The 24,100-nt window shown below is 72.2% G+C and carries 13 protein-coding genes; 8 read left to right on the forward strand and 5 right to left on the reverse strand.

Translation table 11 applies throughout. From position 1 onward, the window contains the following. Positions 1–93: 93 nt before the first annotated feature. Positions 94–771, reverse strand: a complete 678-nt coding sequence (locus ACIBCA_RS29925) for an AAA family ATPase (protein WP_396286142.1) — start codon at positions 769–771, stop codon at positions 94–96. A 91-nt stretch (positions 772–862) separates the two neighbouring features. Continuing rightward, the gene (locus ACIBCA_RS29930) at positions 863–1,321 is read right to left on the reverse strand and encodes a hypothetical protein (RefSeq protein WP_396286143.1); all 459 of its coding nucleotides are present in this window, start codon (positions 1,319–1,321) and stop codon (positions 863–865) included. Positions 1,322–1,519: 198 nt separating this feature from the next. Here ACIBCA_RS29930 and ACIBCA_RS29935 point away from each other — a divergent pair, with 198 nt between their 5' ends. Continuing rightward, positions 1,520–1,837, forward strand: a complete 318-nt coding sequence (locus tag ACIBCA_RS29935) for a heavy-metal-associated domain-containing protein (RefSeq protein WP_396286144.1) — start codon at positions 1,520–1,522, stop codon at positions 1,835–1,837. Positions 1,838–1,979: 142 nt separating this feature from the next. After that, on the forward strand, positions 1,980–2,261 hold the full coding sequence (locus tag ACIBCA_RS29940; protein WP_396286145.1) for a metal-sensitive transcriptional regulator: 282 nt from the start codon (positions 1,980–1,982) through the stop codon (positions 2,259–2,261). A 34-nt stretch (positions 2,262–2,295) separates the two neighbouring features. Here ACIBCA_RS29940 and ACIBCA_RS29945 read toward each other — a convergent pair whose 3' ends face one another. Continuing rightward, positions 2,296–2,898, reverse strand: a complete 603-nt coding sequence (locus ACIBCA_RS29945; protein ID WP_396286146.1) for a TetR/AcrR family transcriptional regulator — start codon at positions 2,896–2,898, stop codon at positions 2,296–2,298. A 121-nt stretch (positions 2,899–3,019) separates the two neighbouring features. On the opposite strand from ACIBCA_RS29945, the gene ACIBCA_RS29950 reads away from it, so the two are divergent. Next, positions 3,020–4,576 carry an FAD-dependent monooxygenase gene (locus ACIBCA_RS29950; RefSeq protein WP_396286147.1) on the forward strand — a complete coding sequence of 519 codons (1,557 nt, stop codon included), beginning with the start codon at positions 3,020–3,022 and terminating at the stop codon, positions 4,574–4,576. Between the two features lie 14 nt (positions 4,577–4,590). Here the strand turns inward: ACIBCA_RS29950 and ACIBCA_RS29955 are convergent, their stop codons facing one another. Then, positions 4,591–4,785: a hypothetical protein gene (locus ACIBCA_RS29955; protein WP_396286148.1), complete on the reverse strand. Its 195-nt coding sequence runs from the start codon at positions 4,783–4,785 to the stop codon at positions 4,591–4,593. Between the two features lie 36 nt (positions 4,786–4,821). Here ACIBCA_RS29955 and ACIBCA_RS29960 point away from each other — a divergent pair, with 36 nt between their 5' ends. The 3 genes from ACIBCA_RS29960 to ACIBCA_RS29970 all read left to right on the forward strand — a co-directional run bounded on the left by ACIBCA_RS29960 (position 4,822) and on the right by ACIBCA_RS29970 (position 6,576). Further along, positions 4,822–4,962, forward strand: a complete 141-nt coding sequence (locus ACIBCA_RS29960) for a hypothetical protein (protein WP_396286149.1) — start codon at positions 4,822–4,824, stop codon at positions 4,960–4,962. Positions 4,963–5,052: 90 nt separating this feature from the next. Continuing rightward, on the forward strand, positions 5,053–6,219 hold the full coding sequence (locus ACIBCA_RS29965; protein WP_396286150.1) for a cytochrome P450: 1,167 nt from the start codon (positions 5,053–5,055) through the stop codon (positions 6,217–6,219). 141 nt (positions 6,220–6,360) lie between these two features. Beyond that, positions 6,361–6,576 (forward strand): DUF5988 family protein, encoded by a 216-nt coding sequence (locus tag ACIBCA_RS29970; protein WP_396286151.1) that lies wholly within the window; start codon positions 6,361–6,363, stop codon positions 6,574–6,576. Positions 6,577–6,716: 140 nt separating this feature from the next. Here ACIBCA_RS29970 and ACIBCA_RS29975 read toward each other — a convergent pair whose 3' ends face one another. Further along, entirely contained in the window at positions 6,717–7,487 is a 771-nt protein-coding gene (locus ACIBCA_RS29975; RefSeq protein ID WP_396286152.1) for a thioesterase II family protein, read from the reverse strand. A gap of 228 nt (positions 7,488–7,715) precedes the next feature. Between ACIBCA_RS29975 and ACIBCA_RS29980 the strand changes: the two genes are divergently transcribed. Both ACIBCA_RS29980 and ACIBCA_RS29985 read left to right on the forward strand, forming a co-directional pair. After that, positions 7,716–14,141, forward strand: a complete 6,426-nt coding sequence (locus tag ACIBCA_RS29980; protein WP_396286153.1) for an SDR family NAD(P)-dependent oxidoreductase — start codon at positions 7,716–7,718, stop codon at positions 14,139–14,141. Between the two features lie 28 nt (positions 14,142–14,169). Next, positions 14,170–24,100, forward strand: a 9,931-nt coding sequence (locus ACIBCA_RS29985; protein ID WP_396286154.1) for an SDR family NAD(P)-dependent oxidoreductase, incomplete at its 3' end; no start/stop codon positions are given.

Genomic DNA, 24,100 nt, shown 5'->3' on the forward strand with positions numbered 1-24,100 from the left:
ATCGGAATCCCCCACAGCATCGTCACCCTTGAACCGGTGCTGACGGCAGGGATTCTCAGCCGCGCGGTGCCGCTCGGTGTCCCCTCTTCGGGCTCACTCGCCGACCCCGGGCATGGGGACAGGCCCGAGATCGCCCTCAGGCTCGCGGGTGGTGATCGCGTACAGCGCTGGGTCCGCAGCAGCTCGGATATCGGCGGGTGACGCTGGGAGGAGGTGGGTGCCGCTCGTGAGGTCGTGCAGGATGCGGTCGGCGGTCGCCTCGGCGGTCAGGTGGCTGGAGTCCAGGACGTTCGCCTCGTAGGCGCCGAGACCGCCGAACTGGTCGTACATCGATTGGATCGGCCCGGGGTCGGTCAGGGCGTCGCCGGTGCGGGCGGTGGCACGTTCGAGGGTGGTGCGGCGGTCCGGGCGCAGGATGACGTAGTTCAGCGGCAGGGCCCGTTCCTCGGCCGCGGCACGGAACAGGTCGATGAACCAGGGGCCGACGACACCGTCGCAGACGACCTGGTAGCCGGCGGCGGCGTAGCCGAAGGCCGTCGAGACCAGGACCTGGAGGACCGCCTGGTTCTGCTGGTGGGCCTCGGGCAGGTAGGGCGGGATCGAGCCCTGCTTGATGCAGTTCCAGAAGTCGTCGGCGTGCAGGTGGACGCTGGGCGTCAGGCGATCGGCCAGCAGTGCCGCCACGGTGCTCTTCCCGGCACCGGGTGGCCCCGTCAGCACGATCACCTGACCGCCGAGGGGTGGGGTGGGCCGGTCGGCCGGTGGGTTCATGCGACCACCGTGTCACGTCCGGCCGACGCGCCGCCCCCGAATTCGGCTCCAGGTCTCGGCGGTCCGCTCCGCTCCAGCCGCTCCGCGCCGGTCAGCGGTCGCCGCGCAGCCGCTCGACGACGGCGTCCAGCAGCAGGTAGGTCAGGGCCGCCACGGTGGGGACGACGATGAGGATGCCTGCCACGCAGCCGAGCACAGCGGCCCAGGTGTCCCCGCGCGGGGCGCCGAGGCCGACGATTCCCGGGGTGACGAACCAGAAGATCGGCACCTCCGTCACGATGACGACCACCGCCGCCACCAGGCGGAAGTGGCGCCACCGGCGGCGGGACATCGTCCCTGACGGTCCGAGGAATCTCTGCCGCAGCAGGGCGAGGAGGACGAAGGGCACCGCCACCACCACGTATCCGCCGCACTGGCCGAGGGTCTCGTACATCCCGCTCGGGCCGTCGGCGCGGATGCTGCGCACCGCCGATACGGCGAGCGAGGCCCCTGCGGCCAGGCCCGCGCAGACGCTGGCCGCGATGAGCGCGGGCTTCACGATGTCGCGCATGGCCACTCCCCCCAGAAGGTCCGGTCGAGGAGCATAGGCCAGTCGCCCGGCGACTTCGAGGCAGAAGTGGGAGAAGAGGCCGAAGCCGTGCCGGGCCTTGTTGATACCCTAGGGGGGTATGGTACGTTCATCATGAAGCAGCCGCCGGGGCCACCCCGCCCGGCAGGCCCCGCACCCCGACCGCCAGAGGAGCACACCATGAGCGAGACCACCATCACCGTCGTCGAGCCCGCCGCCACCGAGGGCTCCTGCTGCGGCGGCGGCTCCTGCGGCACGGCCGCGGCTCCGGCCGCCACCGCCGCCGCCGAGCGCGCGGTGTTCCAGGTGCAGGGCATGACCTGCGGCCACTGCGTCACCGCGGTGACCGCCGAGCTGAAGAAGATCGCGGGCGTCGGCGAGGTCGCCGTGGACCTGGCCACCGGCCGGGTGACGGTCGACAGTGCCGCGCCGCTCGCGGACGCCGAGGTCGCCGCGGCGATCGACGAGGCGGGCTACGACCTGGTCGGCCGCGCCTGAGCGCCCGCGCACGCGCACGCACCCACCCACCACGGCCGGTCCGGCCGGAGCGCCCGTCGGCTCCGGCCGGACCGGCCGTTTCGCCATACCCTCCCCCGGTAGAGTGAGGCCACGCCCCACCGCACAGGAACCGGAGACGGCCATGGTCGGCCACAGCTCCCACAAGGACGACCTCCTCAAGCGCCTGCGTCGCATCGAGGGCCAGATCCGCGGTCTGCAGCGCATGGTGGAGCAGGACGCCTACTGCATCGACGTCCTCACCCAGGTCTCCGCCGCCAGCAGTGCGCTGCAGTCCTTCGCGCTCCGACTCCTGGACCAGCACGTCGAATGCTGCGTCCGGGACGCCATCGCCGAGGGCGGCCAGGAGGCCGGCGCCAAGATCCGCGAGGCCAACCAGGCGATCGCCCGCCTCGTCCGCTCCTAGGGCCAGCCGCCCCCCGCTACCCCTCGGGGGTATGCTATCCCCGCCCCGGCGCCCCCAGGAGCGGGAGCACCACCTCGTCGAGGATCTGTGCCACCGTCTCGTCCGACGGTACGACCGCGCTGAGCAGGAACTCGTCGCGCACCAGGCTCAGCGGCATCGCGATCACGCGCGGGGTGAGCCGGGCCGGGTCGATCTCGCCGCGCTCGGCCGCGCGCCGCATCATCACCGCCAGACCGTCCACCGGCCCCTGGCCGCCGATGACGCCGCGGAAGCGCACCCGCAGCTCGGGCACGCGCAGCAGGTCGATCAGCAGACCGTGCACGGCGCCTTCCGGCAGGCCGTCGAAGCGGTGCAGCAGGGCGTGCAGGAAGGCCAGCAGGTCCGCTCTCAACTCGCCGGTGTCGGGCGGCTCTTCGGAGTCCGGGAGGTCGCGGGCCATGGCGGCGAGGACCAGTTCGGCGCGGCCCGGCCAGCGGCGGTAGAGCACCGGCTTGCTCGTCCGGGCGCGGGTGGCGACGCCGTCCATGGTGATCCGGTCGTAGCCGAGGTCGACGAGTTCGGCCCAGGCCGCGTCGAGGATCGCGCGTTCCAGTTCGCCGCCGTGCCGCCGCGGGGGCCGTTCGCCGTCGTCCGCCATGAAGTCCGTACCCGTCCTCACCCGACCTCGGAGACACGTTGCGTGTCTTGATGGCGGGAGTCTACAGTCGAGGCCAAGACACGCGCCGTATCTATCGGCCGGAGAGTCAGGGGGCTCTGTCATGCGCACATCCATTCCCGTGCACACCACCGACGTCCTGGTCGTCGGCGCCGGGCCGGTCGGCCTCGCGCTCGCGATCGTGCTGGCCCGCGCCGGGGTGGAGTGCCGGATCATCGAGCGCGAGCCGGAGTTCCGCGACCGCGGCGAACGGGCGAAGGGGATCAACGCCCGTTCCCTGGAGGTCTTCGAGGACCTCGGCGTGGTCGAGCGGATGCTCGCCCTCGGCCGGACCGACCTGCGGGTGCGCACCTACCGGGGCGCGCGGGTCATCGGCGAGGCGACCAGGCCCGACGCCACCCGGCCCACCCCGGACCGCCCGTACACCGACGCGCTGATGCTCGCCCAGCACCACACCGAGGCGGTGCTGCGCGAGCGGCTCGCCGAGTTCGGCGTGAAGGTCGAACTCGACTGCGAGCTGGTCGAGTTCAGCCAGGAGGAGGAGGCGGCGGAGGAGGAGGCCGTGAAGGCCACCGTCCGCCAGGGCGGCGAGAGCCGCACCCTGCGCGCCCGCTACCTGGTCGGCTGCGACGGCGGCCGCAGCACCGTGCGCCGACAGGCCGGCTTCACCTTCCTCGGCGAGTCCTGGGACGAGGAGCGCTTCCTGCTCGCCTCCCTGCGCGTGGAGGGCCTCGACCCCGACTTCCTGCACGTCTGGACGGACGAGAAGCTCGGCGCCGGCGCCTTCATCCTCGTGCCCATGCGGGCCGACGGCCTCTGGGCCGCCCACGCCTGGGTCGACCCGGACGAGCAGGGCCGCACGCCCGCCCCCGACCTGGCGACCTTCGAGCGGCTCTTCGCCGAGCGCGCGGGCCTGCCCGGCGTCCGGCTGCACGAGCCGAGCTGGTCCAGCGTCTGGCGCCCGACCGTACGGATGGTCGACCGCTACCGGGCCGGGCGGGTCTTCGTCGCCGGGGACGCCGCGCACTGCCACTCGGCGGCGGGCGGACAGGGCCTCAACACCGGGGTTCAGGACGCCGCCAACCTGGGCTGGAAGCTCGCCGCCGTGCTCCGCGGCGCCCCCGACGCGCTGCTCGACAGCTACCAGGCCGAGCGCCTGCCCGTCGCCGCCGGCGTGCTCGCCGCCACCTCAGCCCAGCACCGGGCGCTGTTCAGCGAGGGCGGCGGCCAGGCCCTCGCCCGGCAGTTCGGCAACCGCACCGCCTCCGGCGCCGACTTCACGGGCCTGTCCATCGGCTACCGGGGTGGGCCGATCGGCCTGGACCTGGACGACAGCACGGGCATCCGCGCCGGCGACCGCGCCCCTGACGCGCCCGTCACCACCGCCTCCGGCACTCCGACCCGCCTGTTCGACCTCCTCCGGGGCCCGCACGCCACCCTGCTCGCCTTCGACGCCGACCTCCGGCTCCCCGAGCGCCCCGGCCTGCGCCAGGCCGGCCTGCGGGACCCGTCCGGACACGCCGGGCGCGCGTACGGGCTCGGCGGCCCGGCGGTCGTCCTCGTCCGGCCGGACGGGTACGTGGCGCTGACCGGCTCGGCGGCCTCCGTGGCGGCGCAGCCGGAGGCGCTGGCCGGGGTGATGGCGGGCATCGGCCTCTGACGCGCCGGGCGGGGTCAGCGGGTGGCGGCGGCGGCCGCCCGCCGGTTCGCGTCCGCGTCCGCGTCGGCGTCGGCGTCGGCGTCGGCGTCGGCGTCGGCGTCGGCGTCGGCGTCGGCGTCGGCGTCGGCGTCGGCGTCGGCGACAGCCTCGCCGAGCAGCTCGTCCAGGGCCTGGACGCCCACTTCGACTACTTCGTCGCCAACCGGCACGCCGTCCTCGCCGCCAATCGCCAGCTGGCCGGGGACGTGGTGATCCAGACGATCATCACCGAGGAGCTGGCCGAACTGCGCGACGCCTGCGTCGGGGCCGCACTCGGCGCACTGGGGCCGTTCCTGCCGGCCGGGAGTGGGGCCGCCGGGACGAGCGGTTCGGGTACCATCGGGTGATATCGGACGAGTCGGCCCAATTCCCTCTGACAATATGACAGTTGAGGAACAGTGGACGGACGACCGGCGGAACGCCACCCGAAGGGACCCATGTCCGCGACGCTCCCTCCCCTCCACCGGCTGCCCGTGTCCCCCGCCCGGGCACCCCGGCCGACCACCCTGCCGGACGGCACCCCCGCGTGGCTGGTCACCCGCTACCACGACGTCAAACAGGCCCTCGGCGACCCGCGTCTCACCCGCGCCGACCTCGAACAGATCGGCACGGTCGGCCCCACCGCCGAGGTCTCCGGCAACCCGGCCTCCCTGTTCAACCAGGACGGGCCCGCCCACCGGCGGCTGCGCGCCACCTTCCAGCGGGCCTTCACCCCGCGCGCCATCGCGGACTGGCAGCCGTGGGTCGCCGAAGCCGTCCAGCGGGCCGTCGACGCACTGGTCGCGGCCGGGCCGCCCGCCGACCTGATCACCGCCTTCACCCGGCCGGTGCCCTTCGCCGTCACCGACCGGCTCACCGGACTGGACGGGCTCGTGGAGGAGGAGCGGCTGCGACGCTGGGCGCACGCCGTCCTCGCGCAGGGCGAAGGCTCGGCGCCGGACCCGGACGGGATCGCCGAATTCTCCGCCTTCACCGCCGAGTTGATGGGGCGACGGCGGCGCGAACCCGGCGAGGACCTGGTCAGCCGGCTCGTCCGGGCCGCCGACGAGGACGGGGGCATCCCGGAGGAGTCGCTCGTCCACCTCGTCTGCGGGCTCATCGCCAGCGGCAACGAGAGCATCACCGGCGCCCTCGGCAACGCCCTGCTCTACCTCCTCGGCGAACGCGCCGACCACTGGCCACGCCTGGCCGACCCCGGCACCGCCGACCGCACCACCGAACGCCTCTGCCACTTCATCCCGCTCGGCGACGACGAACACACCATCCGCCGCACCACCGCACCCCTCGACCTCGGCGGCGTCACCGTCCCGGGCGGCGCCGTCGTCGCCCTCAGCCTCGGCAGCGCCAACCGCGACCCCGCCGTCCACCCGGACGGCCTCGACGCCGACCTCGCCCTGCCCCTCACCGCGCCCACGCTGGCGTTCAGCGCCGGGCCGCACTACTGCGTGGGCGCCTGGCTGGTCCGGCTGGAGATGCGCGAATCGCTACAGCGCCTCGCCGCCGCGCTCCCCGCGCTGCGCCTCACCACCGCCCCGGACGCACCGACACCGTGGCGCCTGGGCACCACCACCCGCAGCCCCGCGAGCCTGCCGGCCGCCTGGTAGCCAGGCCGGCGGGGGAGCGTGCTCGCACCGACCACGGGATCCGAGTCCCGAACAGCCGCCAAGCATCCCCCAAGGTCCGCCTAAGACCGCCCTGCCACGATGGGAACTCGTCACCTGGATCCCCGAGGAAAGGGCCGAGAGATGAGCGCGAACCTGCCCAACGTCCTTCTCACAGGCGGACCGAGCGAGCTCGTGGACGCCGCACGGGTCATCCGCGTCGAAGACCTCGACGCGCGCGTCACGATCCTCTTCGGGAACCGCTACGAGCACTTCTCCCGCTCCGGTGAGACCGTCGAGACCACGCAGGGCGAGCTGCACGTCTTCACCTGGGCGTACCGCACGTACATCGCCGAGTAGCCCCGCGACCCGCCGTCACCACCCGGCCCGGACGGGAGCACCCCGGCGTGCGGCCGGGCCGGTGGCGTACGGAGATGTCAGGCGCGAGGGTGTGCAGGCGCGCAGATGTGCAGGTGTGCAGGTGTGCAGGTGCGCACGTGTCAGCGGCGTACGACGGCGAGCTCGGACCGGATCAGTCCCGCGACCGCCGGCCAGTGCTCCTGGAGGAAGAAGTGCCCGCCGACGAAGGCCCGTTGGGAGTACGGGCCCCGGCAGTGGAGCTGCCAGGAGGCGACCTCCTCCGGGGTGCCCGCCGGGTCGTCACTGCCGGAGAGGACCACCGTCGGGCAGCCCACCACGTCCCCCGGCCGGCCCCGGTAGGTCTCGACGGCGCGGTAGTCGCTGCGCACCATCGGCAGGATCATCTCCAACACGTCAGGATCCCGCAACATGTGGTCCGGGGTGCCGCCCAGCGCGAGGAGTTCCGCGACGAGACCCGCGTCGTCCCGGGTGTGCACCGACTCCACCCGGTGCCTGGTCGGCGCCCGGCGGCCGGAGACGAACAGCGTGGTCGGCGAGACGCCCAGCCGCCGCTCCATCCGCACCGCCACCTCGAAGGCGAGAACGGCTCCCAGGCTGTGCCCGAACAGCGCCACCGGCGCCTCGGGCTCCTCCGCCAGCACGTCGAGGATCGCGTCCGCGAGCTCGGGCACGTTGTCGATGCCCGGCTCCCGCCGCCGGTCCTGCCGCCCCGGGTACTGCACGGCGAGCACCGGCACGCCCGGCCCGAGTGCGGCCGCCAGCGGGGCGTAGAAGGCCGCGCTTCCCCCCGCGTGCGGAAAGCACACCAGCCTCGGGACGCCGCCGCCCTGGACGTCGAAGCTCCGCAGCCACAGCCTGGCCCTGGTCGAGTTCCACCTGTCTGGATTCATGCCCACACTGTCCCAGCCCGCGCTGAAACCTCGCCAAAACAACTATTACCGAGGCCCGTGGAATTCTTTTCCCGAATCCATTGGAGAACGGATTCCGTACCGCCGCAGAAAACCCGCTTTAGAACAATCAAAGCCCCCTCTTAGGGGCCCGCCCTAGAGTGCGCGAGGACCCTGCCTGTCAACTGCCCGACCGGCACCGAAATCCTCATCGCATTGGACGGAATTCGCATGTCGAACGAAGAGAAGCTTCGGAATTATCTGCGGCGCGCGACAGCGGACCTCCACCAGACCCGCCAGCGCCTGCGCGAAGTGGAGTCCGAGCGGCACGAACCGATCGCGATCATCGGGACGGCCTGCCGACTGCCGGGTGGGGTGCGCTCGCCGGAGGACCTGTGGCAATTGGTCACCGAGGGCCGGGACGCCGTCACCGGCTTCCCCGAGGACCGCGACTGGGACACCGAACAGCTCTACGACCCGAACCCCGACACCCCGGGCCGGAGTTACACCCGCGAGGGCGGATTCCTGCACGACGCCGACCTGTTCGACGCCGAGTTCTTCGGCATCAGCCCGCGCGAAGCCGTCACCATCGACCCGCAGCAGCGCCTGCTGCTGGAAACCACCTGGGAGGCGTTCGAGCGCGCCGGACTCCGGATGGACGACCAGCACGGCAGCAGCACCGGGGTCTTCGTCGGCGTGATGTACAACGACTACGGCTCCCGGCTGCAGAAGAAGCCCGAGGAGCTCGAGGGCTACCTCGGTCAGGGCAGCGCGGGCAGCGTGGCCTCCGGCCGCCTCTCGCACGCGTTCGGGTTCCAGGGCCCGGCGGTGACGATCGACACCGCCTGCTCCTCCTCACTGGTCGCCATGCACCTCGCCGCCCAGGCCCTGCGCAACGGGGAGTGCACGCTCGCCCTGGCCGGCGGCGTCACCGTGATGTCGACACCGAGCACCTTCGTCGAGTTCAGCCGCCAACGCGGCCTGGCCGCCGACGGCCGCTGCAAGGCGTTCGCCGCCGCCGCCGACGGCACCGGGTGGGGCGAGGGCGCGGGGCTCGTCCTGCTGGAACGCCTCTCGGACGCGCAGCGCAACGGCCACCGGGTGCTGGCCGTCATCCGGGGCACCGGCGTCAACCAGGACGGCACCACCAGCCAGCTCTCCGCCCCCAACGGCCCCTCGCAGCAACGGGTGATCCGGCAGGCCCTCGCGGCGGCCGACCTGACGAACGATCAGGTCGACGTGGTGGAGGCGCACGGCACGGGCACGACGCTGGGCGACCCGATCGAGGCGCAGGCACTGCTGGCGACGTACGGGCAGGACCGGCCGGCCGAACAGCCGCTCTACCTCGGCTCGATCAAGTCGAACATCGGACACACGCAGGCCGCGGCCGGTGTGGCGGGCGTGATCAAGATGGTGCAGGCGATACGGCACGGCGTGCTGCCCAAGACCCTGCACGTCGACGCACCGACCCCGCACGTGGACTGGGAGGCCGGCGCCGTCAGCCTGCTCACGGAGACCACCCCCTGGCCGGAGACCGACCACCCGCGTCGGGCGGGTGTGTCCTCCTTCGGTATCAGCGGCACCAACGCGCACGTCATCCTGGAGCAGGCCCCCGAGTCTGACGACGAGCAGGTCGTGGCTCCTGCTGTGGGGCCCTGGCCGTGGCTGCTGTCCGCGAAGAGCGAGGCCGCGCTGCGCGAGCAGGCCGGACGGCTGCACGCGTGGCTGGGTGAGCATCCGCAGGCCGAATCCGCCGACGTGGCACGGGTGTTGGCCACCGGGCGTGCCGCGTTCGAGCACCGCGCCGCCGTCGTGGCGGAGAGCCGGGAGGAGCTGGCCGGTGCGCTGGAGGACCTCGCGCACGACCGACCGAACCCCGGCGTGATCACCGCCGTCGCGGGCGGGAAGCCGAAGACGGTGTTCGTCTTCCCCGGCCAGGGCTCGCAGTGGGAGAACATGGCCACCGAGCTTTACGCCCAATCGTCCGCGTTCGCCCAGAAGTTGGATGCGTGCGCCGAGGCCCTGCACCCGCACACGGGGTGGGACCTGATCGACGTCCTCCACGGCCGTAACGACGCGCCCGGCCTGGAGCGGGTTGATGTCGTCCAGCCCGCGCTGTGGGGCGTCATGGTCTCCCTCGCCACCCTGTGGCAACACCACGGCATCCAGCCCGACGCCGTCATCGGCCACTCCCAGGGCGAGATCGCCGCCGCCCACATCGCCGGAGCGCTCACCCTCGAAGACTCCGCCCGCGTCGTCGCCCTACGCAGCCGCGCCCTGACCCGCCTCGCCGGCACCGGCACCATGGCCTCGATCCCCATGCCCGCCGACACCGTACGCGAACTCCTCGCCCAGCACGAAGGTGTCCACGTCGCCGCGCTCAACGGGCCCGCCACCACCGTCGTCGCCGGTGACACCCAGCCCGTCCACGACCTCGTCGCCCACCTCCAGAGCACGGGCGTGGACGCCAAGACGATCCCCGTCGACTACGCCTCACACACGCCGCACATGACCGCGCTGCGCGAGGAGATCCTCGCCGCGCTGGACGGCATCACGCCCAGCGCCGCCGCCATCCCGTTCCACTCCACTCTGGTCGGCGAGCCCGTCGACACCACTTCGCTGACGGCGGAGTACTGGTACGACAACCTCACCAACCCGGTGCTGTTCCACCCGACCCTCACGCACCTCATCAGCACGGGACACCACCTCTACATCGAAGCCAGCCCTCACCCCGTCCTCACCCCGAGCATCAATCACACCCTGCACGACACCGGCCAGGACATCGGCACCGCGATCGGCACCTTGCGTCGCCAGCAAGGCGATTGGACCCAGTTCGCCACCGCCCTCGCCACCGCCCACACCCACGGCCAGAACCCGACTTGGCACCACCAACCTGGCACCGACCCGGACCTGCCCACGTACGCGTTCCAGCACCGGCGCTACTGGCTCACCACCAGCACCGCACCCACCGACGCCACCGGCCTGGGCCTGCACAGCGCCACCCACCCTCTCCTCGCCACCACCACCCAACTCCCCGACGGCAGTTGGCTCGCCACCGCCAGCCTCAGCACCCACCACCACCCCTGGCTCACCGACCACGCCGTCCACCACAACCCCCTCCTCCCCGGCACCGCCTTCCTCGACCTGGCCCTCCACGCCGCCCAAGCCACCGGCCACACCGCCGTCGAGGAACTCACCCTCCACGCACCGCTCACCCTCGACCGCCCCGCCCACCTCCAGGTCACCGTCCACCCCGACCACCGCATCGACATCCACGCCCGGCCGCAGAGCGACGACCCCGACCAGCCCTGGACCCTCCACGCCACCGGAACCCTCACCACCGAGCCCGCCCCTGAGCCCGACACCGCCCAGTGGCCCCCCACGAACGCCACCGCCATCGACCTCACCGGCGCCTACGAACAACTCGCCGACCACGGCTACCACTACGGCCCCGCCTTCCAGAACCTCACCCGCGCCTGGAACGCCGACGGCACCCTCTACGCCGAAGTCACCCTCGACCCCGACACCACCACCACCGGCCACACCCTCCACCCCGCCCTCCTCGACGCCGCCCTCCACCCCCTCGCTCTGAGCCCCGACCGCGCCGACACCAGCGAAGGCATCGCCCTCCCCTTCTCCTGGAGCGGCGTACACCTGCACGCCACCGACGCCAACACCCTCCACGTCCACCTCGCCCCCACCGGCACCGACACCTACCGCATCCTCGCCACCGACCCCACCGGCCAACCCGTCCTCACCGCCGACGAACTCACCCTCCGCACCCTCACCACCACCTCACTCACCACCACCCACCGCCACCCCACCAACTCCCTCTTCCACCTCACCTGGCCCACCACCACCCCCGACACCAACCACCAACCCACCCACACCACTTGGGCCCTGGACCCCGACCACCCCACCCTCGACACCCTCCTCGCCCAAGACCCCCTCCCCGACACCGTCACCCTCACCCTCCCCACCACCCAACCCACCCCCGACCACGCCACACACCTCACCACCGCCACCCTCCAACTCCTCCAGACCTGGCTCACCGAACCCCGCCTCGACCACACCCACCTCGCCCTCATCACCACCAACGCCACCCACACCACCACCCCCAACCTCCCCCACACCGCGATCTGGGGACTCATCCGCTCCACCCAGACCGAAAACCCCGACCGCATCACCCTCCTCGACACCGACGACCACCCCGACAGCAGCGCCGCACTCACCACCGCCCTCACCCACGCCATCACCACCCGCGAACCCCAACTCGCCCTCCGCCAAGGCACCCTCCACACCCCCCGACTCACACCCGTCACCACCAACACCCCCAACGGCCTCCTCACCCCACCCCCCGACACAGTCGACTGGAAGCTCGCCGCCTCGGACGCGGGGACGCTGGACGAGCTCTCGATCCAGGCAGACTCCGAGGTGGCCCGTCCGCTCGGCGAGGGTGAGGTACGGCTCTCGGTCCGGGCCGCCGGCCTCAACTTCCGTGACGTGCTGGTGACTCTGGGGATGGTGCCGAAGCGGGCGCCGATCGGCGGCGAGCAGGCCGGCGTGGTGACCGAGGTCGGGCCGGGGGTGACCGGGCTGGCCGTCGGCGACCGGGTGATGGGTCTGGCCGCCGGTGGCGGGATCGGGACGGCCACGATCACGGACCACCGGCTGCTGACCCGGATCCCGGACGGCTGGTCGTTCAACGACGCCGCGACGATCCCGGTGGCGTTCCTGACCGCCTACTACGGGCTGGTCGACCTGGCGCGGATCCGGCCCGGTGAGAGGCTGCTGATCCACACCGCGACCGGCGGCGTGGGCATGGCGACGATCCAGCTGGCCCGGCACCTCGGGGTCGAGGTCTTCGCCACCGCCAGCCCCGGCAAGTGGGACACCCTGCGGGCGCTCGGCCTGGACGACGCGCACATCGCCAACTCCCGTTCGCTCGACTTCGAGGACCACTTCCGCGCCCACCTCGGGGACGACGGGCTGGACGTCGTGCTGAACTCCCTCGCCAACGAGTTCATCGACGCCTCGCTGCGACTGCTCGGCCCCGGCGGCCGGTTCATCGAGATGGGCAAGACCGACATCCGCGACGCCGAACAGGTCACCGCCGACCACCCTGGCCTGTTCTACCAGGCGTACGACGTCCTCGACGCGGGCCCCGACCGTCTGCGGACCGTGCTGGCCGAGCTCTCGGCCCTCTTCTCCGACGGCACGCTCCAGCCGCTCCCGCACACCGACTGGCCGCTCTCCCAGGCCCCGCAGGCCCTCCGCCACCTGAGCCAGGCCCGCCACACCGGCAAGCTCACCCTGACCATCCCCCGCCCGCTGGGCGGCGAGGGCACGGTGCTGATCACCGGTGGCACCGGCACCCTCGGCGGCCTCGTCGCGCGACACCTGGTCACCGAACACGGCGTCCGCCACCTCCTCCTGACCAGCCGCAGCGGACCCAACGCCACCGGCGCCGACACCCTCCAGGCCGAACTCACCGAACTCGGCGCCCAGGTCACCATCACCGCCTGCGACACCGCCGAACGCTCCGCCGTCGACGCCCTCATCGCCGCCGTCCCCGCCGAACACCCCCTCACCACCGTCATCCACGCCGCCGGCGTCCTCGACGACGGGCTGGTCGAGACGATGCGGCCGGAACAGGTGGCCTCCGTGTTCCGTCCGAAGGTCGACGCCGCCTGGAACCTCCACCAGGCCACCGCCCACCTAGAGTTGGACGCCTTCGCCCTCTTCTCCTCCGCCGCCGCCACCTTCGGCAACCCCGGCCAGGCCAACTACGCCGCCGCCAACGCCTACCTCGACGGCCTCGCCCAGCACCGCCGCACCCTCGGCCTGCCCGCGACCTCGCTCGCCTGGGGGCTCTGGCAGCAGGCCAGCGCCATGACCGGCCACCTCGACGCCGCCCAGCACGCCCGCATGGCCCGCGACGGCATCACCCCCCTCGCCACCGAGGACGCCCTCGCCCTGCTCGACACCGCGCTCCACCTCGACCAGGTGCACCTCCTGCCGACACCGTTCACCCCGCCGGCCGACCCCGCCCGGCGCCCCGCGCTGGCGCGCGACCTCGCCGGAGCCCGTACCACCCGCACCGCCGCCCGTACGGCCGCCACGACCGGCGGCGGTCAGGACCTCGCGGACCACCTCACCACCCTCACCCCCGACGAGCAGCACGAACACCTGCTGACCCTCGTCCGCGCCCAGGCCGCCGCCGTCCTCGGCCACAGCGACCCCACCACCGTCAGCACCACCACCGCGTTCAAGAACCTCGGCTTCGACTCGCTCACCGCCGTCGAACTGCGCAACCGGCTCACCACCGCCAGCGGCCTGCGGCTCCCCCCGACCCTGATCTTCGACCACCCCACCCCCACCGCCCTCGCCACCCACCTCCTCACCCGACTCAACCCGCAGGGCGCCACCCCCTCCCGGACCGTGCTCCGCGAGATCGAGAAACTCGACTCGATCCTGACCGCGTTCACCGCGGACGAGGACCAGCGGTCAACGATCCACGCACGCCTCGAAGCGCTGCTGTGGAAATGGAACGACCTCCAGGGCGACGCGACGAAGAGCACGCCCGAAGAAGACCTCGGCCTGGCGACGGACGACGACCTGTTCGACGTCCTCGACAACGAGCTCGGCATTTCCTGACCCGATCGAAGGAGGGTGTTGAACCATCATGTCGTCGAATGAAGAGAAGCTTCGGGATTACCTGCGCCGCGCCACCACCGATCTGCGGAAGGCACGCCAGCGCCTGCGCGAGGTCGAGTCCGAGCGGCACGAACCGATCGCCATCGTGGGCATGGCCTGCCGCTACCCGGGCGACGTACGCTCGCCGCAGGACCTCTGGCGAACAGTGGCGGAAGGCCGGGACGCGATCTCGGAATTCCCGACCGACCGCGGCTGGGACCTGGAGAGCCTCTACGACCCGGACCCGGAGACCCCGGGGACCAGCTACGCGCGCCACGGCGGATTCCTGCACGACGCGGGCGACTTCGACCCGGCGTTCTTCAACATCAGCCCGCGCGAGGCCCTCGCCACCGACCCGCAGCAGCGCCTGCTGCTCGAAGTCGCCTGGGAGACCTTCGAGCACGCGCACATCGACCCCACCAGCCTGCGCAACACCGCCACCGGCATCTACGCGGGCAGCGACGACCACGACTACGCGCACCTCCTCGCCAACACCTCCGAGGACGTCGAGGGTTACATCGGCACCGGCACCCTCTCCTCGCTGATCTCGGGCCGCGTCGCCTACTCCCTGGGCCTGGAGGGCCCGGCGGTCACGATCGACACCGCCTGCTCCTCCTCGCTGGTCGCCATGCACCTCGCCGCCCAGGCCCTGCGCTCCGGCGAGTGCACGCTCGCCCTGGCCGGCGGCGTGACCGTGCTGGCCACACCCACCGCCTACACCGAGTTCAGCCGCCAGCGCGGCCTGGCCGCCGACGGCCGCTGCAAGGCGTTCGCGGCCGCCTCCGACGGCACCGGCTTCTCCGAAGGCGTCGGCCTGGTGCTGCTGGAACGCCTCTCGGACGCCCAGCGCAACGGCCACCGGGTGCTGGCCGTGATCCGAGGCACCGGCGTCAACCAGGACGGCGCCAGCAACGGCCTCACCGCACCGAACGGCCCCTCGCAGGAACGCGTCATCCGGCAGGCCCTCGCCAACGCACGACTGACGCCCGATCAGGTCGACGCCGTCGAGGCGCACGGAACGGGCACGACACTGGGTGACCCGATCGAGGCGCAGGCGCTGCTGGCGACGTACGGGCAGGACCGGCCGGCCGAGCAGCCGCTCTACCTCGGCTCGATCAAGTCGAACATCGGACACACGCAGGCGGCGGCCGGTGTGGCGGGCGTGATCAAGATGGTGCAGGCGATACGGCAGGGCGTGCTGCCCAAGACCCTGCACGTGGACGCTCCGACGCCGCACGTGGACTGGGCGGCCGGTGCTGTCAGCCTGCTGACCGAGGCGGTGACCTGGCCGGAGACCGACCACCCTCGGCGGGCGGGTGTCTCCTCCTTCGGTATCAGCGGCACCAATGCCCACGTCATCCTGGAGCAGGCCCCGGAAACCGAGGCACCCGCCCCCGCCGACGAGTCCGACAGCCCTCTTCAGGGGCCTTGGCCGTGGTTGTTGTCCGCGAAGAGCGAGGCCGCGCTGCGCGAGCAGGCCGGGCGGCTGCACGCGTGGCTGGGTGAGCATCCGCAGGCCCAATCTGCGGACGTCGCACGGGTGTTGGCCACCGGGCGGGCCGCCTTCGAGCACCGGGCTGCCGTCGTGGCGGAGAGCCGGGAGGAGCTGGCCGGTGCGCTGGAGGACCTCGCGCATGACCGGCCGAACCCCGGCGTGATCACCGCCGTCGCGGGCGGGAAGCCGAAGACGGTGTTCGTGTTCCCCGGGCAGGGCTCGCAGTGGCTGAACATGGCCACCGACCTCTACGCCCAATCGTCCGCGTTCGCCGAGAAGTTGGACGCGTGCGCCGAGGCTCTGCACCCGCACACCGGCTGGAACCTGATCGACGTCCTGCACGGCCGTGACGACGCACCCGGCCTCGATCGCGTGGACGTCGTCCAGCCCGCGCTGTGGGCCGTCATGATCTCCCTCGCCACTTTGTGGCAGCACCACGGCGTCCAGCCCGATGCGGTCATCGGCCACTCCCAGGGCGAGATCGCCGCCGCCCACATCGCCGGAGCCCTCACCCTCGAGGACTCCGCCCGCGTCGTCGCCCTACGCAGCCGGGCTCTGACCCGCCTCGCCGGCACCGGCACGATGGCCTCACTGCCGATGCCCGCCGACGCGGTGCGTGAACTCCTCGCCCAGCACGAAGGTGTCCACGTCGCCGCGCTCAACGGGCCCGCGACCACCGTCGTCGCCGGTGACACCCAGGCCGTCCACGACCTCGTCGCCCACCTCCAGAGCACCGGCGTCGACGCGAAAGCGATCCCCGTCGACTACGCCTCACACACGCCGCACATGACCGCGCTGCGCGAGGAGATCCTCGCCGCGCTGGACGGCATCACGCCAAGCGCCGCCGCCATCCCGTTCCACTCCACCCTGACCGGCGAGCCCGTCGACACCACCACGCTGACGGCCGAGTACTGGTACGACAACCTCACCAACCCCGTCCTCTTCCACCCGACCCTCACGCACCTCATCAGCACGGGACACCACCTCTACATCGAAGCCAGCCCCCACCCCGTCCTCACGCCCAGCATCAACCACACCCTGCACGACACCGGCCAGGACATCGGCACCGCGATCGGGACCCTGCGCCGTCACCACGGAGGATGGACCCAGTTCGCCACCGCCCTCGCCACCGCCCACACCCACGGCCACCACGTCACCTGGCACCACCCCGACCCGTCCACCCATCCCGAGCTGCCCACCTACGCCTTCCAGCACCAGCACTACTGGCTCACCACCAGCACCGCACCCACCGACGCCACCGGCCTCGGACTGCACACCGCCACCCACCCCCTCCTCGCCACCACCACCCAACTCCCCGACGGCAGTTGGCTCGCCACCTCCAACCTCAGCACCCACCACCACCCCTGGCTCGCCGACCACGCCGTCCAGCACAACCCCCTCCTGCCCGGCACCGCCTTCCTCGACCTCGCCCTCCACGCCGCCCAGGCCACCGGCCACACCACCGTCGAGGAACTCACCCTCCACGCCCCGCTGCCGCTCGACCGCCCGGTCCACCTCCAGGTCACCGTCCATCCCGATCAGCGCCTCGACATCCACGCCCGGCCCCAAAGCGACGACCCGGACCAGCCCTGGACCCTCCACGCCACCGGCACCCTCACCACCGACACCACCGAGGCCACCCCCGAGCCCGCGTCCAGTCCGTGGCGTCCCGAGCAGGCCACCGCTCTGCCGACGGCCGACCTCTACGAGCAACTCGCCGCTCGCGGTTACCACTACGGCCCGGCCTTCCAGAACCTGACCCACGCCTGGCACGCGGACAGCTCCCTCTACGCCGAGGTCACCCTCGACCCCGACACCACCACCACCGGCCACACCCTCCACCCCGCCCTCCTCGACGCCGCCCTCCACTCCCTCGCACTGAGCCCCGACCGCGCCGACACCGGCGAAGGCATCGCCCTCCCCTTCTCCTGGAGCGGCGTACACCTGCACGCCACCGACGCCAACACCCTGCGCGTCCAGCTCACGCCCACCGGCACCGACACCTATCGCGTCCTCGCCACCGACCCCACCGGCCAACCCGTCCTCACCGCCGACGAACTCACCCTCCGCACCCTCGCCACCACCTCACTAACCACCCACCGCCACCCCACCAACTCCCTCTTCCACCTCACCTGGCCCACCACCACACCCGACACCAACCACCAATCCACCCACACCACTTGGGCCCTCGACCCCGACGCCCCCACCCTCGACACCCTCCTCACCCAAGACCCCCTCCCCGACACCGTCACCCTCACCCTCCCCACCACCCAACCCACCCCCGACGACACCGCGCGCCTCACCACCACGACTCTCCAGCTCCTCCAGACCTGGCTCGCCGAACCCCGCCTCGACCACACCCACCTCGCCCTCATCACCACCAACGCGACGTACAGCACCACCCCCAACCTCGCCCACACCGCGATCTGGGGCCTGATCGGCTCCACCCAGACCGAAAACCCCGACCGCATCACCCTCCTGGACCTCGACGACCACCCCGACAGCAGCGCCGCGCTCGCCACCGCCCTGACCCACGCCCGGGCCACCGGCGAACCCCAACTCGCCCTGCGCGAAGGCACTCTCCACACCCCCCGACTCACACCCGTCACCACCAACACTCCCAACGGCCTCCTCATCCCACCCCCCGACACGGCCAGTTGGCGGATGACCACCACGGGCACGGGCACCTTCGACCACCTCGCCCTCCAGGCCCACCCCGAGGCCGACCGGCCGCTCGGTGCGGACGAGGTGCGCGTGGCGGTCCGCAGTGCGGGGGTGAACTTCCGCGACGTCTTCGTCACCCTCGCCCTGCGTGAAGGCCAGAACGGCCTGGGGCTCGAGGGTTCCGGCGTGGTGGTCGAGGTCGGAGCCGGTGTCAGCCGGTTCGCCGCCGGCGACCAGGTGATGGGCCTGTTCCCGGACGCCTTCGGACCGGTGACCGTCGCCGATCAGCACCATCTGGCGCACAAGCCCGCCGACTGGTCGTTCAACGACGCCGCGACCGTCCCGGTGGCGTTCCTGACCGCCTACTACGGGCTGGCCGAGCTCGCCCAACTCCGGTCCGGTGACAAGGTGTTGATCCACACGGCGACCGGCGGCGTCGGTACGGCCGCCGTCCGGCTGGCCCTGCACCTCGGGGTCGAGGTCTTCGCCACCGCCAGCCCCGGCAAGTGGGACACCCTGCGGGCGCTCGGCCTGGACGACGCGCACATCGCCAACTCCCGGACCCTGGAGTTCGAGGAGCGGTTCCGCGCGCTGGCCGGGGACGGCGGGCTGGACATCGTGCTGAACTCCCTCGCCAACGAGTTCACCGACGCCTCGCTGCGACTGCTCGGCCCCGGCGGCCGGTTCATCGAGATGGGCAAGACCGACATCCGCGACGCCGAACAGGTCGCCGCCGACCACCCCGGGGTCCGCTACCAGGCGTTCGACCTGATGACGGCCGCGCCGGCCCGGATCCAGGAGATGTTCACCGAGCTGGTCGCGCTGTTCGAGGCGGGGACGCTGCAACCGCTCCCGCACACCGACTGGCCGCTCTCCCAGGCCCCGCAGGCCCTCCGCCACCTGAGCCAGGCCCGCCACACCGGCAAGCTCACCCTGACAGTCCCCCGCCCGCTGGGCGGTGAGGGCACGGTGCTGATCACCGGTGGCACCGGCACGCTGGGCGCACTGGTCGCCCGGCACCTGGTCACCGAACACGGCGTCCGCCACCTGCTGTTGACCAGCCGCAGCGGACCGAACGCCCCCGGCGCCGACACCCTCCAGGCCGAACTCACCGAACTCGGCGCCCAGATCACCATCACCGCCTGCGACACCGCCGAACGCTCCGCCGTCGACGCTCTCATCGCTGCCATCCCCGCCGAACACCCCCTCACCACCGTCATCCACGCCGCCGGCGTCCTCCACGACGGGCTGGTCGAGAACCTCACGCCCAACAGCATCACCACCGTCTTCGCCCCCAAGGTCAACGCCGCCTGGAACCTCCACCAGGCCACCGCCCACCTCGAGTTGGACGCCTTCGTCCTCTTCTCCTCGGCCGCCGCGACGCTCGGCAACCCCGGCCAGGCCAACTACGCCGCCGCCAACACCTTCCTCGACGCCCTCGCCCACCACCGCCGCGCCCTCGGCCTGCCCGCCACCTCGCTCGCCTGGGGGCTCTGGCAGCAGGCCAGCGCCATGACCGGCCACCTCGACACCGCCCAGCACGCCCGCATGGCCCGCGGCGGCATCACCGCACTCACCACCGAGGACGCCCTCGCCCTGCTCGACACCGCCCTGTGCGTCGACCAGCCACATCTGCTCCTCACCCCCCTGACGCCGCCCGCCGACCCCGCCCAGCGACCCGCGCTCCTGCGGGACCTGCCCGGGGCCCGCACCACCCGCACCGCCGCCCGCAGCAACGCGATCACCGGCAACAGCACCGCCCTCGCCGACCACCTCGCCACCCTCACCCCCGACGAGCAGCACGAACACCTGCTGACCCTCGTCCGCGCCCAGGCCGCCGCCATCCTCGGCCACAGCAGCCCGACCACCGTCAGCACCACCACCGCGTTCAAGAACCTCGGCTTCGACTCGCTCACCGCCGTCGAACTGCGCAACCGGCTCACCACCGCCACCGGCCTCCGGCTCCCCCCGACCCTGATCTTCGACCACCCCACCCCCACCGCCCTCGCCACCCACCTCCTCACCCGACTCAACCCCGAGGGCACCGCGGCACATCGACGCGACACCACCCCCCGGACCACCGCCACCACCGACGAACCCATCGCCATCATCGGCATGGCCTGCCGCTACCCCGGCGACGTCCACGGCCCCGACGACCTCTGGAACCTCGTCGCCACCGACACCGACGCCATCACCGGCTTCCCCACCGACCGCGGCTGGGACCTCGAAGGTCTCTACGACCCGGACCCGGAGAACCCGGGAACCAGCTACGCGCGCCACGGCGGATTCCTGCACGACGCGGGCGACTTCGACCCGGCGTTCTTCGGGATCAGCCCGCGCGAGGCCCTCGCCACCGACCCGCAGCAGCGCCTGCTGCTCGAAACCGCCTGGGAGACCTTCGAGCACGCGCACATCGACCCCACCAGCCTGCGCAACACCGCCACCGGAATCTACGCCGGCGTGCTGGCGAGCCACTACGGGGCTCACATGCTCAACCAGACCCCCGACGAGTTCCAGGGATACCTGTCGACCGGCATCAGCAACAGCGTGGCCTCGGGCCGGGTCTCGTACACGCTGGGCCTGGAGGGCCCGGCGGTGACGATCGACACCGCCTGCTCCTCCTCCCTGGTCGCCATGCACCTGGCCGCCCAGTCCCTGCGCACCGGGGAGTGCACGCTCGCGCTGGCCGGCGGCGTCACGGTCATGGCGACGCCCACGGCCTACACCGAGTTCAGCCGCCAGCGCGGCCTGGCCGTCGACGGCCGCTGCCGGGCGTTCGCGGCCGCCTCCGACGGCACCGGCTTCTCCGAAGGCGTCGGCCTGGTGCTGCTGGAACGCCTCTCGGACGCGCAGCGCAACGGCCACCGGGTGCTGGCCGTGATCCGGGCCACCGGCGTCAACCAGGACGGCGCCAGCAACGGGATCACCGCGCCGAACGGCCCCTCGCAGGAACGGGTGATCCGGCAGGCCCTCGCGGCGGCCGACCTGACGACCGACCAGGTCGATGTGGTGGAGGCGCACGGCACGGGCACGACGCTGGGTGACCCGATCGAGGCGCAGGCGCTGCTGGCGACGTACGGGCAGGACCGGCCGGCCGAGCAGCCGCTCTACCTCGGCTCGATCAAGTCGAACATCGGGCACACGCAGGCCGCGGCCGGTGTGGCGGGCGTGATCAAGATGGTGCAGGCCATGCGCCACGGCGTGCTGCCCAAGACCCTGCACGTGGACGCACCCACCCCGCACGTGGACTGGGAGAGCGGCGCCGTCAGCCTGCTCACGGAAGCGATGGCATGGCCCGAGACCGACCACCCCCGCCGGGCCGGCGTCTCCTCCTTCGGCATCAGCGGCACCAACGCGCACGTCATCCTGGAACAAGCCCCCGAGTCTGACGAGCAGGTCGTGGCTCCTGCTGCGGGGCCCTGGCCGTGGCTGCTGTCCGCGAAGAGCGAAGCCGCGCTACACGAGCAGGCCGGACGGCTGCACGCGTGGCTGGGTGAGCATCCGCAGGCCGAACCCGCCGATGTGGCGCGGGTGTTGGCCATCGGGCGGGCCGCCTTCGAGCACCGGGCCGCCGTCGTCGCCGAAAGCGCCGAAGACCTCGCCGAAGCACTGGACGACCTCGCGCACGACCGGCCGAACCCCGGCGTGATCACCGCCGTCGCGGGCGGGAAACCGAAGACGGTGTTCGTCTTCCCCGGGCAGGGCTCGCAGTGGGAGAACATGGCCACCGACCTCTACGCCCAGTCTCCCGCGTTCGCGGAGAAGCTCGACGCGTGCGCCGAGGCCCTGCACCCGCACACCGGGTGGAACCTGATCGACGTCCTCCACGGCCGTGACGACGCACCCGGCCTCGATCGCGTGGACGTCGTCCAGCCCGCGCTGTGGGCCGTCATGATCTCCCTCGCCACTTTGTGGCAGCACCACGGCGTCCAGCCCGATGCGGTCATCGGCCACTCCCAGGGCGAGATCGCCGCCGCCCACATCGCCGGAGCCCTCACCCTCGAGGACTCCGCCCGCGTCGTCGCCCTACGCAGCCGGGCTCTGACCCGCCTCGCCGGCACCGGCACGATGGCCTCACTGCCGATGCCCGCCGACGCGGTGCGTGAACTCCTCGCCCAGCACGAAGGTGTCCACGTCGCCGCGCTCAACGGGCCCGCGACCACCGTCGTCGCCGGTGACACCCAGGCCGTCCACGACCTCGTCGCCCACCTCCAGAGCACCGGCGTCGACGCGAAAGCGATCCCCGTGGACTACGCCTCGCACACGCCGCACATGACCGCCCTGCGCGAAGAGATCCTCACCGCGCTGGAGAGCATCAACCCCGCCACCGCCAGCATCCCGTTCCACTCCACCCTCACCGGCGAACCGATCGACACCACCACGCTGACCGCCGAGTACTGGTACGACAACCTCACCAACCCCGTCCTCTTCCATCCGACCCTCACGCACCTCATCAGCACGGGACACCACCTCTACATCGAAGCCAGCCCCCACCCCGTCCTCACCCCGAGCATCAACCACACCCTGCACGACACCGGCCAGGACATCGGCACCGCGATCGGCACCCTGCGCCGTCACCACGGAGGATGGACCCAGTTCGCCACCGCCCTCGCCACCGCCCACACCCACGGCCACCCCATCACCTGGCACCACCAACCTGGCACCGACCCGGACCTGCCCACGTACGCCTTCCAGCACCAGCACTACTGGCTCACCACCAGCACCGCGCCCACCGACGCCACCGGCCTCGGACTGCACGGCGCCACCCACCCCCTCCTCGCCACCACCACCCAACTCCCCGACGGCACCTGGCTCGCCACCACCAACCTCAGCACCCACCACCACCCCTGGCTCACCGACCACGCCGTCCACCACAACCCCCTCCTCCCCGGCACCGCCTTCCTCGACCTGGCCCTCCACGCCGCCCAGGCCACCGGCCACACCACCGTCGAAGAACTCACCCTCCACGCACCCCTCACCCTCGACCGCCCCGCCCACCTCCAACTGACCGTCCACCCCGACCACCGCATCGACATCCACGCACGCCCCCAGAGCGACGACCCCGACCAGCCCTGGACCCTCCACGCCACCGGCACCCTCACCACCGACACCACCGAGGCCACCCCCGAGCCCGACCTCACCCAGTGGCCCCCCACGAACGCCACCGCCATCGACCTCAGCGATGCGTACGAGCAACTCGCCGACCACGGCTACGACTACGGCCCCGCCTTCCAGAACCTCACCCGCGCCTGGAACGCCGACGGCACCCTCTACGCCGAGGTCACCCTCGACCCCGACACCACCACCACCGGCCACACCGTCCACCCCGCCCTGCTGGATTCGGCGATGCACTCGCTCGTACTGGGCACCCAGCGCAACGGAGCCGACGACGAGGGGATCGCGCTGCCCTTCTCCTGGAGCGGTGTGCGCCTGTACGCGACCGATGCCGACACCCTGCGCGTCCGGCTCACGCCCACCGATGCGCGGGCCTACCGGCTCACCGCGTACGACCCGGCCGGTCAGCCCGTGCTGTCCGTCGAGGAGATCGCGCTCCGGCTGTTCACGGGTGCCCTGAGTACGCAGCCCGTACAGCCTCGGGCCGTCTCGTCCGTCTTCCACCTCACCTGGCCCACCGCCACTCCCGACACCAACCACCAGCCCACCCACACCACTTGGGCCCTCGACCCCGACCACCCCACCCTCGACACCCTCCTCACCCAAGACCCCCTCCCCGACACCGTCACCCTCACCCTCCCCACCA

The organism is Kitasatospora sp. NPDC051170 (assembly GCF_044455705.1).
Classification (GTDB): domain Bacteria; phylum Actinomycetota; class Actinomycetes; order Streptomycetales; family Streptomycetaceae; genus Kitasatospora.